A 13,431-nucleotide genomic window follows, 5' to 3' on the forward strand; every position below is an offset into this window, starting at 1 on the left:
TTTCTTTAGCGCGCATGAGGTGTCCACCTGCAAAATAAGTGGGTGCTTAAGTTACAGGATCCTGGATTCGGGACCAGACGGTACTCAGACGACGCTTACCAATATGGTCACGTCGGATGAACAGATGGTGTCTTTTCACAAATTTCTTTGCCCACTCAGTCTGGCGCTGCGTCCCCATAAAAGAGAGTTTTTGCTCCGAGAACCACGACCTGATATTTAAAGACAATGGAACATTGTCCAGCGTCTTCCCGTCCAGGCCTGTCATGATTTGATTAATTCTGCGTAAATGCTGAAAAGGCTTTTCCACATAGCGACAAACAACCCAGTCTTCGTGACTTCCACCTTCCGGGGCGAACTTATGCAACACCGAACGAAGTCCCAGGATATCACCATCATAAATCAGTGAACCGTGCATCACGCCAAGCACTTCGCTGTGTCTCATCCCCGACATGGCCTGTATCACATTCATGACTTTTAACGTCAGCTCAAAATGCCAGGTGTTCAGCTTTATGTGATCAACGCCAATAAAATCAGATCTCCAGCGCTTATTTTTATGTACCGAGAACCAGCCCTGCATCCCGGGGCCAAGTGTCGCGAAAAGCGCCCGAATTTCCCCGGCAACAATATTGTAGTAATACGCGGCCCGGTAATCCGGTATGCTTTTTGCTGTCCCTCTTTTACGGGCTTCCAGCATCGACGTATAGTAAGGCGAATCATAAAAACCGTTTATGATAGCGCACAGCCGGGAAAACCCGTCAAAATCGAAATCACTGATTTCAGCATCCAGTTCAGTAATCAGCCCTTCCCAGACAGACATCATAAGACTGAAAGGCATACAATATGTCTGGTTTGAATCATCCACACTGTTGTAACTGTCGAAGCTAATATCAGGAAAGTAACCGTATTTTCGAAGACGGGTATGACCTGTCAGCGAGATATCCGCCAGGTCCATAAAGTAATTACGTAATGTTCTTTCAGAACGCTTCCTGCCGTGCTCATCCTCCTCCTTCATCTTTACAATGAAAGCATTCCGGACAAGCGGAAAACGAAGCTGAAACAGACTGCGATACCCCATAGACTCAATAATACGGGCTCCCGCCACAATGTTTGCACATTTCCGGATCAGTGACTGCGTCTTCGCGGTCCTGCCGACAATCCAGAGCAGGCTGGCTGAGATGATTTTGGCTTCAAGACGCAGTTCAGGATCCCGTATGCCTGAAAAATTAACGGTTCTTAACGTTTCACCAATATGGGTTCTGACATAGCGATTGGTCCAGACATCATCCCTGAAATAAATATTCAGCGTCTCCTCATTGATAAAACGCATATCATGTTCATCTGAGCTGGCGATAACCAGGCAGTTATTCAGACGTTCAAAGCTTTTGTTTTCTAGTGCCTCACAGATGATATCCTCAGTCGGAAACTCATCCCCTGAACGAAGCGGCGTTCCGGCAGGAAACTCCGCCATTCGACTACGGCTTACCTCTTTTTTCTTCAAATCTGCCATACCGGAGCCACACCTTCTCGCTGAAGTTTAACGCGCGCTTTTTTCAGGGTCGCCTCATCTACCAGCCCAAGCCGTAAATCAATCTTCAGGAGTAACGTTTCATAACGCTCCACAGCATTGACCGAACCGATGTACAACGGTTTTCCATACTCGATAGCATGCCTGAATGACAGCAGGAGCCATACAGACTCCAGCGTTTCCACAACGCAACTTTTTGAACATTCGACACAATGAGAAAAATCCGCACAAGCCTTTGGTGTCCGGCCAAATCGTTTTTGCTTTTTTATAAAGCGCAATTCAATATCTGTAGGCGGCTCCTGCGATCGACATCCCAGGCCATTCAATAAAAGATCCACACCCTCATCGCTTCCACGCAGATCGATCCCCAGCTCATCAGCAACTTTTACCCGCTCGGATAACGCACGTGTCGCAATCCCCTGATTCATAAGCGTATCAAGTGCAGCACTGAAGTTTTCCTTCGCCCCCTGTGGGTTACCTGCAGCATAATTCCGCCTGTAAGTGCCCCAGTTATGCTGTGCTTTTTCCGCCGTAATCAGACCATTCTTTAATGTTCTGTCCGTATACTGCTCAGACGTTTTGCGCAAGCCAGAAACGGTAATTGATGGAAGCGAGGGATTAAGCTGCCGCATCGTGGCCCACGCCCCCTCAGAGTTAGAAAATTTAGTCAGATGACTGGGATTAAGAGAATAAAGCTTACGGAATTTCACCTGCGGCTCACTCAGAAACAGCGCCTGTACCGGAGGGAAGTTATCTGCGGAAACCAGATAGTTAACGATGTCGTCCCTGAGCCTGATAAAAGACAGAAACCAGTAATAGCCCGCACGTTTGGTCACATACTCCGATTTACCTATCGTCAGACGTATATACTTATTCGCTCTCCCCTTATAAACATAATCAGTGCTGATACCCTTTTCATCCAGATGTATATCATCCCGCGTCAGACCCAGAACCTGAGAGGTGTTTCCCCATGTGTGGTAACAGAACAGAAAAAAAGAAGTAAGAAAGTAATTTTCCAGAACGTCCCTGATGATGATCTCTGCCCTGCTGACCCCGTTCTCTCCCGGATACCGGAAATACGCTTCATAAACAGGTGCCAGCAAAGACGGTGAGAAATGCCGCACCCCTTTTTCCGATTTAGCGATATGCTCCCGGATACATCCCGCAAGGAACTCATTCATGGATGACAACTGCCTCAGGATCTCGGAAAGTTCATTCCTGGTATAGCTATCCCTTCCCTGCTGCTGATACGTTCCTTTCGGTAAGAATTCATATTCATACCGCCTCTGAATCTGCCCGCCCGTAAGCAAAAACCGGTTGACCACGGACAAGTAGTGTCTTGCCATCCTGACTGAAATTTTTCGCCGACGAATATCGTTCATGAGATGTTTAATATACATTTCAACGCCTTCAGCCGTGCCATAGTCATACTGATTGACTGACTGCCATATAAAAAACATATTGAGATAACGGAAAATGGTTAACCTTCCGGCGGGACGGTAAGACAGAAGAAATCGTTTCAGAGAGGCAATAAAATCGCGTTTTTCAGGGCGGGCAAGATGCGAATGTTCACTAAACCATCCGGGGAGCAACACATAATCTGAAAAATGAGCCTGAAGATAAACGTCAAGTAAATAATATCGGTTCAGATCCCGCTGAGTGATGTGTCCGCTGACCGTCTCCCATGACAGCACATTTTCGGCCATCCACGTTATCTGCGTTTCACTCCGGCTCATATATGGCTCCATCGCGACCTGCAGCACCGTCAATCAATGCGTCCATGACCCCGGCGACTGCATCAGAAATCTGGTTTTGCTGAAGAAAGACGATGTATTTCATCGTCGTATTTTCGCTTTTATGGCCCATCCAGTATTTTACTGTACCCAGCGCATTTGCGGCCTGATCGGGATAGCAACTCAGTGCCGAGCGTAAAAAATGGGTCGCAAACGTTGCCCGCAAATCATGGGGTTTATGTCTGAACACATTTCCCGGAGCAGACCGGGCCAGGCGATGGCGAAAACTGTACCAGCGGGAGTAAAAGGCTTTTTCAGACATCCGTTTCCCGTTTGCCATTAAAAATAAAGGCTCGTGCCGCCCTTCCCCACCCTGTCGTGCACGCCATTTTTGGATCTTCTTTTCATACTCCTCATCCGCCAGATAATCCAGAACCTGCTCGTACAATCGTCTGGTGATGAAGAGTTCTCGCGTCATCCCAAACTTCGTATGAACTCCGCATCTCGGACCAATATGAAGCCCCCTGATGGTCAACTCAGATACAGGGACACTGGCAAGGTACTCTTCAGTAAAGAGTGACGACGGCAGGGTCAGCATTTCATCCAGCCGTAGCCCACAATTTTTCATCAGCACAATCATTAAACTGAACAACCCGGACTCAGATTTCAGTGCCTCATCCAGGATATGAACCTCTGCATCATTCAGTGGGTTGATTGTCCTTTTTGTTGTGCTGGTTATCCTGATGGCAAGATCCGAACTTATCACCTTGCGTCGCCCGTCAACGACTTTTTCGACCAACGTAAAAAATGAGCTGGCAGCCAGCTCACCACACTTGCCCAGAAATACGTAAAACCGTCGGATAACGCTGATGTACACCGCCGCGGTGGATGAGGCGATGCGCCCCTGCCTTACGGCCCCCAGAAGATACTCCCTGAAGCCATATGTAGGGCTTTGGTATTTCAACGTTCCCGGGGTGAAAGGGTCAAGTCCGTTATCCTCCAGCCACCTTATCCAGCGTAAAAATGCCCGGGCTAAAGGCTTTAAATCCCTGGCCTGCAGGATAGCTTTATCCATAAGATAAAAGTGTACATATCGGCTCAGTTTTCGATTCTGGATGCCGCTAATATAAGGTATTTCAGCATACAGAAATCCGGGTTCAAATTTCAGTTTCGGCTCTGTTGCATCCAGTTTGCTGACACGCCCATAACGCGCATGAATGTTAGTGATTATCCTCACAGTCTGTCGCCCTGAAACGCCACCTCATGCCTACACTATAAATCCGGAAGAAGAAAAAACAAACAACCAGGTTGCCGGGAGTGAATATGCAAATCAGGAGGAAAGTAAAAGATGTAACGACACCATCACGATGCAATACATTGACCTCAACACGTTACCCGGACCATACGTGATAAACATCACAAATCCTTTGAGTGAAGAACTTAAGATGTGATTTTCATTTCCCGGCACAAACCGTGCCCTTAAAAAACAGGCAACGGATACATCTTAATGCCAGAAGTAAACCTTAATTGATTGAATACAGCCTGAGTCCATTGCAAAAATAACACACAGGGTAAATTCGCATATACAGAACCCAACGAAAAGCAAAAGAAACCTGTAACACATTTCGTTTACCTGTCACTTTCAATTGTAAAAGCCAGCAGAAAAAGCGCATATAACTATATTTATCCCTGCGGGGACTTTTGTTTGTGCTATATATTTTTTACAGAGAACCGCAACGCGTCCAAACACAAGAATATATTTACCTCTGGAAAATGGTCTGACTCCCTTTCACGTGGTTGTAGTGACCTGTTCTGTGATTCATGTAATGTCTTTTCTGGATGAGGAAAATATGTCATCACTGATATTTTATACAGACGAAGCACAAGCACTGATTGTAACAGATACCCTTGCCGTCACCGATAATGGGGAGCCGTTATCTTTTGTTTCCAAAGCAGGTTACATCCCCCAGCTAAGAACCATCATAGCAGGAACGGGGGCAGGTGGATTTTCTAACACCTGGTTGCTTGAAGCATCAACCAGAATGGTCGTATCAGGTATACAAAATCTCAATTATCATACATCGGCCTGTCTAAGGAGGCTGTGGAAACAATACAAGCATGACCATGCAATTCCCTCTTCTTCAACGGTGACAACCAGTGTTTATCAGTTCGCAATTTGCGAGGAAACAGGAAATATCGTTTCGTTCGCCTATCGCTCAGTCCATGATTTCGAATCAGAGCAATTACAATACGGAACAGGAGTAAAACCTGAGTGCCAAATCTTGGATGGGGATTTGTTGCAGACAATTCCTGTAATGATGAATGAACAAAGGGCTATACAGGCGACATACCCACACCCGGAACGGATCCATATTGGCGGTGAGATGATTGCGCATTATCTGACATCATCTATGTATCAATGCTTTAAGATTGGGGAATTTGAGGATTTCAGAACTCAGGGAGAGTATATATTGAGCAGGATTTAGGCAAAACGCGGTTCAGATAAAGTGCTTTTAACAGGCTTGCTGAACATTAAAAGGATATCTCTCAATTACGATGAATAGCTTGAATTCTAAAAATAGAAAAGTAGAGTTTAACTCTAAATACATAAAAACAAGAGTAAACGAACAGCCGCCGAAGCAGCCGCGCATGATGTTGATCGAAAAGCGGATCATCTCATACGCCGGGATACGGGCGTTGCCGTACGCCGGGTGCGGAACGCGCTTGTACGGCAGCGCAAAGACGCTGTCCATCTCTTCGGTGGAGAGCGGGATCGCCGGCGGGTTGATCCAGATAAAGCGCTCGCCGTGCTTCTGCATCAGCGCGCGGGCGCAGCCCGGGTTGGTTTCATGGTGCAGAATACGGGACGCGTGTGCGTAAAGCACCTTGTCGGCTTTCACCTTCTCGTAGGAAGGCAGCAGCACGTAGGTCTTTTCCCACGGTTTCGGGCGCGGCGGCTGCACAACGATAGCCTTCGCTTCCGCTTTTTTCGGCTCAACCGGCTTGTTATCGGCACACGGCAGATCTTCGCCGTACGGGTGCGGGATCGGGTCGATTTTGCCCGGCATATCAATGATGCGGGAATCCACCCCGCTCCAGCCCGGCAGCGCCTCTTTCACCATAATGGCGGTATTGCGCACGTCGCGGATGCTGCTCACCGGCTCACCCTGCGACAGACGGTGCGCCACTTCCACCAGCGGACGCTCGCCGTTACCGTAAATCAGCATATCGGCTTTGGAATCCACCAGCACCGAGCGGCGAACGGTATCTGACCAGTAGTCGTAATGGGCGGTGCGGCGCAGGCTCGCCTCGATGCCGCCCAGGATCACCGGCACGTCTTTCCAGGCTTCTTTACAGCGCTGGGTATAGACCAGGGTTGCGCGGTCAGGGCGTTTACCCGCCACGTTATCCGGCGTGTAGGCGTCGTCATGACGCAGCTTGCGGTCGGCGGTATAGCGGTTGATCATCGAGTCCATGTTGCCTGCGGTCACGCCGAAGAACAGGTTGGGTTTACCCAGACGCATAAAGTCGTCTTTGCTGTTCCAGTCAGGCTGGGAGATGATCCCCACGCGGAAGCCCTGCGCCTCAAGCATACGGCCACAGATGGCCATACCGAAGCTCGGATGGTCAACGTAGGCATCGCCCGTGACCAGAATGATGTCGCAGCTGTCCCAGCCCAGTTGGTCCATCTCTTCCCGGGACATCGGCAGGAATGGCGCCGGTCCAAAGCAGGCCGCCCAGTACTGGGGCCAGGAGAAGAGGTCACGATCCGGCTGGATCAGGGAAATTGCGCTCATAATGCTTCCGAAGAAAAAATAGACAAAAGGAGCGGGATTATACGCTGTTCATCCGCCAGATTTGAAGAAAAGGATGCATGAAGCAGGCAGATATTCGGGGAAGTCGTTAAAATACGGCGCCCTGATAATTTTGAATCATAATATTCACTATATTTTCCGGTGATTTGCCCCGGAACGTGTTATTGCGCGGAGCTCTGTCGTGAAGCCCAACGATTCGTTACATGTATCCCAGCTGCGGGTTGTCCTTCACCTCTGCGGTTTTCTGGTTCTGCTGTACAGCCTTTCCATGCTGCCGCCGATGGTTATCGCCCTGCTGAATAAAGAGCGGACCTACTTTGCCTTTCTGACCACCTTTTTAACCTTTTTTACTCTCGGAGGGTTAACCTGGCGGGCAACCCGTCACGCCGGCATACAGCTGCGCACCCGCGACGGGTTTGTGATTATCGTGCTGTTCTGGCTGCTGTTTTCATTCATTAGCGCCATGCCGCTCTGGATGGATGACGGGCTACGGCTCTCCTTTGCCGACGCGCTCTTTGAAGGGGTTTCCGGGATCACCACCACTGGGGCAACGGTGATCGGGGACGTCAGCGCCCTGCCTAAGTCGTACCTTTATTACCGCGCACAGCTGAATTTCATTGGCGGGTTAGGCGTCATCGTGCTGGCCGTCGCGGTCCTGCCGCTGCTGGGCATTGGTGGCATGAAGCTCTATCAGTCAGAGATGCCGGGGCCGTTCAAGGAGGAGCGTCTGACTCCCCGCCTTGCCGATACCGCGCGCACGCTGTGGGTGACCTACTTCGCGCTGGGCGTGGCCTGCACCCTGGCCTACTGGCTGGCGGGAATGTCATTTTTTGACGCCCTCTGTCACGGGCTGTCGACCGTGTCGCTGGGCGGGTTCTCCACCCGCAGCGAGAGCATTGGGTTTTATGACAGCCAAGCGATTGAGCTGGTCGCCGGGGCGTTTTCACTGCTCTCCGCGTTCAACTTCACCCTCTGGTACGTCGCCATTGTCAGACGCACCCTGAAACCGATTCGCCGCAGCCCGGAGGTTAAATTCTTTCTGAGCGCCGCCGCGGTGATTATTGTCATCACCGCCTGGCAGGTCTGGCATGCCGGGATGTACAACGCCACGGATAGCCTGGTGCACGCCTTCTTCCTTGCCAGTTCGATGATGACCGATAACGGCCTTTCGACCGCCGACTATGCCCAATGGCCCGCACACACCATTTTCCTGCTGTTGAGCGCCAGCTTTTTTGGCGGCTGCGTAGGCTCGACCTGCGGCGGGATCAAAGCCCTGCGTTTTCTCATTATGTTCAAGCAGAGTATTCAGGAGATGAATCAGCTGGCGCATCCGAGAGCGCTGCTGAGCATCAAGGTGGGCAAAAGCGTGGTGAATGAACGCGTCCTGCGCTCGGTATGGAGCTTCTTTTTTCTCTACGTCATGATCACGGGCTTTTTTGTCTGGTCGCTCAATCTGATGGACTACGACCTGTTCACCGCATTCGCAACGGTCGCCGCCTGCATCAACAACATGGGGCTGGGGTTTGGCGAGACGGCGTCGACGTTTGGCACGTTAACAGAGGGGGCAAAACTGCTGATGTGCGCGGCGATGATCTTAGGGCGTCTGGAAATTTACCCGGTGCTGATTCTGTTCTCGCGCTTTTTCTGGCGGGCATAAAACATTCCCGGCGAACCGGGAATGTCAGAATTATGGCGCAGGGTTGATCAGCATCTGCCCCACGGAGCCCCTGTCCATCATCTCCAGCGTCTGGCTGTGGAACAGGAACGGGAAGTGCGGCCACGAAGGCTGACCATAGTAGACAAGCAGTTCAACCTGACCGTCCACCCAGACGGTATCTTTCCAGCCGCGGTCTTCCGGGAACGGCATCGCACCGTTGACGTTGCGGATCAGGAATGCCACCCCTTCAATATGGAACGACTGCGGCAAATCTGAACGGACCGTCCAGCGCTCCCAGGTGCCCTGCTGAGCGGTAATGTCGATGCGGTTGACGTCCCACAGCGCGCCGTTGATGCCCGGGTCATCGCCCAGGCTGATATCACGGCTGCGCACCGGCGAGCCGCTCATGATCTCCTGCGGCAGCAGGCGCATTGGCAGGCTATCGGTCACCAGCGGCAGCAGACCGGTCGGGCGCAGGGTCAGCACCAGGGTCGAGACAAGAATGCTCGACGGTTCAAAGAAACCGCGAATGCGGTCCACAATGCTGGCCGCTTCACCGCAGGTGACCGACACTTCATCCCCATTGGTCATATCAATGAGAACTTCGCGACGTTCTCCCGGCGAGAGCGCCAGCTGTTTGACGGACACCGGGGCCGGTAAAAAGCCCTGGTCGCCGGAGATCACGTGCAGCGGACGGCCATCGCTCATTTGCAGCTGATAGCGGCGCGAGTTGGACGCGTTGAGCAGGCGCAGGCGCACCCAGCCGCGCGAGACCTCGACATACGGGCTTTGCGCGCCGTTGACCAACAGCGTATCGCCGACGAAGCCACCGCTGCCCGGCTCGCTGTATTCCGGCGTACCGAAATTATCCAGACGCTTGTCCTGGATGATAATCGGGAAGTCATCCACGCCGTAGTGGTTCGGGATCGGCAGGGATTTGCTGACCTCATCTTCCACCAGCCACATTCCTGCCAGGCCGTTATAAACCTGCTGCGCCGTACGGTTAGGCGTGTTGGCGTGATACCACAGGGTGGCCGCACTCTGGCGAATCGGCAGAACCGGCGCCCAGTCGGCGCTGGGTGACATCATTCGCGCCGCGCCGCCAATCAACGGGCCGGGCACCTGTAGGCCGCTGATGGTCATGGCGACATTTTCAGGGGTGCGGTTACTGTAGATGAGCTTTACGTCATCGCCATTCCACACGCGTATGGTCGGCCCAAGGTAACGTCCGTTAATGCCCCAGACCGGCGCGCGCGTCCCCTGGGTGAAGGACCAGTGGCTGCGCTGCAGCGTCAGGAAAAGCGGCTGACCGCGACGAGATTCAATTAATGGCGGAATAGGCAGCGGCTGTTGCTGCCCGGCGGCGCTGGCTGTCAGCGGCATCGCACCCGCACAAAGGGCGATCCCGGAAGCCTGAATAAACTGACGCCGACTGAGTGACATATAAGCTCCATCTGAAACGACTAACAACGCGGGAATTCGTTTTCCCTTCAACGCCGGATTAAATCTTCCCGGCGGCTTCTCTCTCTGCGACTTCTTTGTCGAGCTGCGCAATATGCTGAGCCATCAGCTCACGGCAGTGCGCTGCCAGCTCGCGCACCTGGTCTTTACCGTATTTGCTGGTATCGACGGGTGGCAGCATTTCGACAATCACCAGCCCGTTATTCAGGCGGTTAAGATTAATCTTATTCGAAGTATTGGAAACGCACACAGGAATAATTGGAACACCTGCCGCAATTGCGGCATGAAACGCCCCGGTTTTAAACGGCAGCAGGCCGCGGCCGCGGCTACGCGTCCCTTCCGGGAACATCCAGATTGAAATTTTGCGCTTTTTAAAATGATTCACCACTTCCGCAATGGTGCTGTGCGCTTTTGCACGGTTATTACGGTCGATCAGCAGGTTACCGGTAAGCCAGTAAAGCTGACCAAAAAACGGGATCCATAGCAGGCTTTTTTTGCCCACCGTCACGGTCGGTGGAAGCACGATATTAGAGGCCGTCACCATATCGTAGTTGTTCTGATGGTTGGCGATATAGATGGCGTTACCGAAATTCTCCGCCCCTTCCGGCAGACGTTTTTCAACTTTCAGACCAAACAGCGGCGCAAGACGCCCGAACATATGGCCAAAGGTGGCGACATGCTTCGGATTACGCGGGCTGAACAGGCAATAAATAGAGCCGAAAATACAGACCAGAATGCAGTAGATAACGGTAAGAATAAGACGAACAATATATAGCATAGCGACCTCTGAAGCCCCAACAGCTGACAATTATACTTCACCTGTGGCCAGGTAAGGACTTTATTACGAGCGCGTATTGTTAATCGCAACGCACGAATTAACAACGATTTTACGGGAAATTTTATTGAAATTCCCCCTCCGGACAGAGGGGGATATCACGACATTACTCTTCGCTGTCACCCGCGGTGCTGCGTGCAGGAGAGTCAATCTCCACGCGGTCGATGCGCTGCAGGCCGCGCATCAGCGAGCCGCGGCGACCGCGCTCACCCACTACTTTCTGCAGCTCTTCCGGACGCAGCTTGATCTTACGCTTGCCGACGTGAATGGTCAGCGTGCTCTGCGGCGGCAGGAGGAAGAGGTGCGCCAGGCCATCTTCGCCTTTTGCGGCTTCCGCCGACGGGATGTTGATGATCTTATTGCCCTTGCCTTTAGACAGCTCCGGCAGATCGCTGACCGGGAACATCAGCATACGTCCGGCGGTGGTGATCGCCAGCAGCATGTCGCTTTCGTTCTCGATCACCAGCGGCGCCATCACGTGGGCGTTGTCCGGCAGGCTAATCAGCGCCTTACCGGCACGGTTACGGGAGACCAGATCGTTGAAGGTACAGATAAAGCCGTAGCCCGCATCGGACGCCAGGAGCAGCTTCTGGTCATCGGCTTCCATTAGCATATGGTCAACCGTCGCACCCGGCGGCAGCGTCAGCTTGCCGGTGAGCGGCTCGCCCTGCCCGCGCGCGGAAGGCAGCGTAATCGGGTCGATGGCGTAGCTGCGGCCGGTGGAGTCGATAAACGCCACCGGCTGGTTGCTCTTGCCTTTCACCGCCGCTTTGAAGCTGTCGCCCGCTTTGTAGCTCAGCCCAGGCGCGTCGATATCGTGGCCTTTGGCGCTACGCACCCAGCCGCTCTGCGACAGAACAATGGTGACCGGCTCGGACGGCTGCATGTCATGCTCGTTCATCGCCTTCGCTTCTTCGCGCTCGTGCAGCGGAGAACGACGGTCGTCGCCGAAGGCGTCTGCATCGGCCTGCAGCTCTTTCTTCAGCAGGGTGTTCATCTTGCGCTCGGACGCGAGGATCGCCTGCAGCTGATCGCGCTCTTTTTCCAGCTCGTTCTGCTCGCCGCGGATCTTCATCTCTTCCAGTTTGGCGAGATGGCGCAGCTTCAGTTCGAGGATCGCTTCGGCCTGGGTTTCGCTGATGCCAAAGCGCGACATCAGCGCCGGCTTCGGCTCGTCCTCGGTACGGATGATCTCAATCACTTCATCGATATTGAGGAACGCCACCAGCAAACCTTCGAGGATATGCAGGCGCTTAAGCACTTTCTCCAGACGATGGTTCAGACGACGACGGACAGTATCGCGGCGGAAGGTCAGCCATTCGGTGAGGATCTCCAGCAGGTTTTTCACCGCCGGGCGTCCGTCGAGGCCAATCATGTTCAGGTTGATGCGGTAGCTTTTTTCCAGATCGGTGGTGGCGAACAGGTGGTTCATCACCTGCTCCATGTCCACGCGGTTGGAGCGCGGCACGATCACCAGACGGGTCGGGTTCTCATGATCCGATTCGTCGCGCAGGTCGTCCACCATCGGCAGCTTTTTATTGCGCATCTGGGAGGCGATCTGCTCCAGCACTTTGGCACCGGAAACCTGATGCGGCAGCGCGGTGATCACCACGGCGCCGTCCTCTTTATTCCACACCGCGCGCATGCGCACGGAGCCGCGACCGTTCTGGTAGATTTTGCGGATTTCCGCGCGCGAGGTGATGATCTCAGCTTCGGTCGGGAAATCTGGCCCCTGCACGATATCCAGCAGCTCGTCGAGCGTCGCTTTCGGCTGCTCGATGAGGGTAATAGCGGCTTTCGCCACTTCACGCAGGTTGTGCGGCGGAATGTCCGTCGCCATACCGACCGCGATACCGGTGGTACCGTTCAGCAGGATGTTCGGCAGACGCGCGGGCAGCATCTTCGGCTCCTGCATCGTACCGTCGAAGTTTGGCACCCAGTCAACGGTTCCCTGACCCAGCTCGCCCAGCAGCACTTCGGCATATTTAGAGAGACGGGATTCGGTATAACGCATCGCCGCGAAGGATTTCGGATCGTCCGGCGCACCCCAGTTCCCCTGCCCGTCCACCAGCGGGTAGCGGTAAGAGAACGGCTGCGCCATCAGCACCATCGCTTCATAACAGGCGCTGTCGCCGTGCGGATGGTATTTACCCAGTACGTCACCGACGGTACGGGCGGATTTCTTGAACTTGGCGGTGGCGTTCAGCCCCAGTTCGGACATCGCATAGACGATGCGGCGCTGAACGGGCTTCAGGCCATCCCCGATAAACGGCAACGCCCTGTCCATGATGACGTACATGGAGTAGTTCAGGTAGGCGTTTTCCGTGAATTCATGTAGCGCGAGGCGCTCTGCCATATCGCTCATTACGTGTGATTCCTCAACTCAGAAACCGAAGGGTTTCAGG

General features: G+C 53.0%; 8 protein-coding genes and 1 pseudogene. 2 read left to right on the forward strand and 7 right to left on the reverse strand.

Features of this window, described 5'->3' with window-relative positions; all coding sequences use genetic code 11:
• Positions 1 to 46: 46 nt before the first annotated feature.
• Genes ACMWLG_RS21400 through ACMWLG_RS21410 form a run of 3 tightly spaced genes read right to left on the reverse strand, consistent with a single transcriptional unit; the run spans position 47 to position 4,495 of the window.
• Positions 47 to 1,507: a hypothetical protein gene (locus ACMWLG_RS21400; protein WP_414763028.1), complete on the reverse strand. Its 1,461-nt coding sequence runs from the start codon at positions 1,505 to 1,507 to the stop codon at positions 47 to 49.
• Complete coding sequence (locus ACMWLG_RS21405) at positions 1,495 to 3,261, reverse strand: hypothetical protein (protein WP_007897920.1); 1,767 nt, start codon at positions 3,259 to 3,261, stop codon at positions 1,495 to 1,497. Before ACMWLG_RS21405 ends, ACMWLG_RS21400 begins: the two co-directional genes overlap by 13 nt.
• Complete coding sequence (locus tag ACMWLG_RS21410; RefSeq protein WP_007897923.1) at positions 3,248 to 4,495, reverse strand: tyrosine-type recombinase/integrase; 1,248 nt, start codon at positions 4,493 to 4,495, stop codon at positions 3,248 to 3,250. The genes ACMWLG_RS21405 and ACMWLG_RS21410 overlap by 14 nt, the downstream gene beginning before the upstream one ends.
• Positions 4,496 to 5,108: 613 nt before the next feature.
• Between ACMWLG_RS21410 and ACMWLG_RS21415 the strand changes: the two genes are divergently transcribed.
• Positions 5,109 to 5,744 carry a hypothetical protein gene (locus tag ACMWLG_RS21415; RefSeq protein WP_012477419.1) on the forward strand — a complete coding sequence of 212 codons (636 nt, stop codon included), beginning with the start codon at positions 5,109 to 5,111 and terminating at the stop codon, positions 5,742 to 5,744.
• Between the two features lie 135 nt (positions 5,745 to 5,879).
• Here the strand turns inward: ACMWLG_RS21415 and ACMWLG_RS21420 are convergent.
• Positions 5,880 to 7,055: pseudogene (locus ACMWLG_RS21420) on the reverse strand (YgiQ family radical SAM protein); the annotation flags it as partial.
• Between the two features lie 199 nt (positions 7,056 to 7,254).
• Between ACMWLG_RS21420 and ACMWLG_RS21425 the strand changes: the two are divergent.
• The gene (locus ACMWLG_RS21425) at positions 7,255 to 8,730 is read left to right on the forward strand and encodes a TrkH family potassium uptake protein (RefSeq protein ID WP_045404002.1); all 1,476 of its coding nucleotides are present in this window, start codon (positions 7,255 to 7,257) and stop codon (positions 8,728 to 8,730) included.
• A gap of 30 nt (positions 8,731 to 8,760) precedes the next feature.
• Here ACMWLG_RS21425 and ftsP read toward each other — a convergent pair whose 3' ends face one another.
• The 3 genes from ftsP to parC all read right to left on the reverse strand — a co-directional run bounded on the left by ftsP (position 8,761) and on the right by parC (position 13,391).
• On the reverse strand, positions 8,761 to 10,173 hold the full coding sequence (ftsP, locus tag ACMWLG_RS21430) for a cell division protein FtsP (protein ID WP_045404004.1): 1,413 nt from the start codon (positions 10,171 to 10,173) through the stop codon (positions 8,761 to 8,763).
• A 58-nt stretch (positions 10,174 to 10,231) separates the two neighbouring features.
• The gene (gene plsC / locus ACMWLG_RS21435) at positions 10,232 to 10,969 is read right to left on the reverse strand and encodes a 1-acylglycerol-3-phosphate O-acyltransferase (RefSeq protein ID WP_045404006.1); all 738 of its coding nucleotides are present in this window, start codon (positions 10,967 to 10,969) and stop codon (positions 10,232 to 10,234) included.
• Positions 10,970 to 11,132: 163 nt separating this feature from the next.
• The gene (gene parC, locus ACMWLG_RS21440) at positions 11,133 to 13,391 is read right to left on the reverse strand and encodes a DNA topoisomerase IV subunit A (RefSeq protein WP_029740706.1); all 2,259 of its coding nucleotides are present in this window, start codon (positions 13,389 to 13,391) and stop codon (positions 11,133 to 11,135) included.
• Between the last annotated feature and the right edge of the window lie 40 nt (positions 13,392 to 13,431).

The organism is Enterobacter sp. 01-M-02-SI-ECC (assembly GCF_047530595.1).
Lineage (GTDB): Bacteria > Pseudomonadota > Gammaproteobacteria > Enterobacterales > Enterobacteriaceae > Enterobacter > Enterobacter cloacae_M.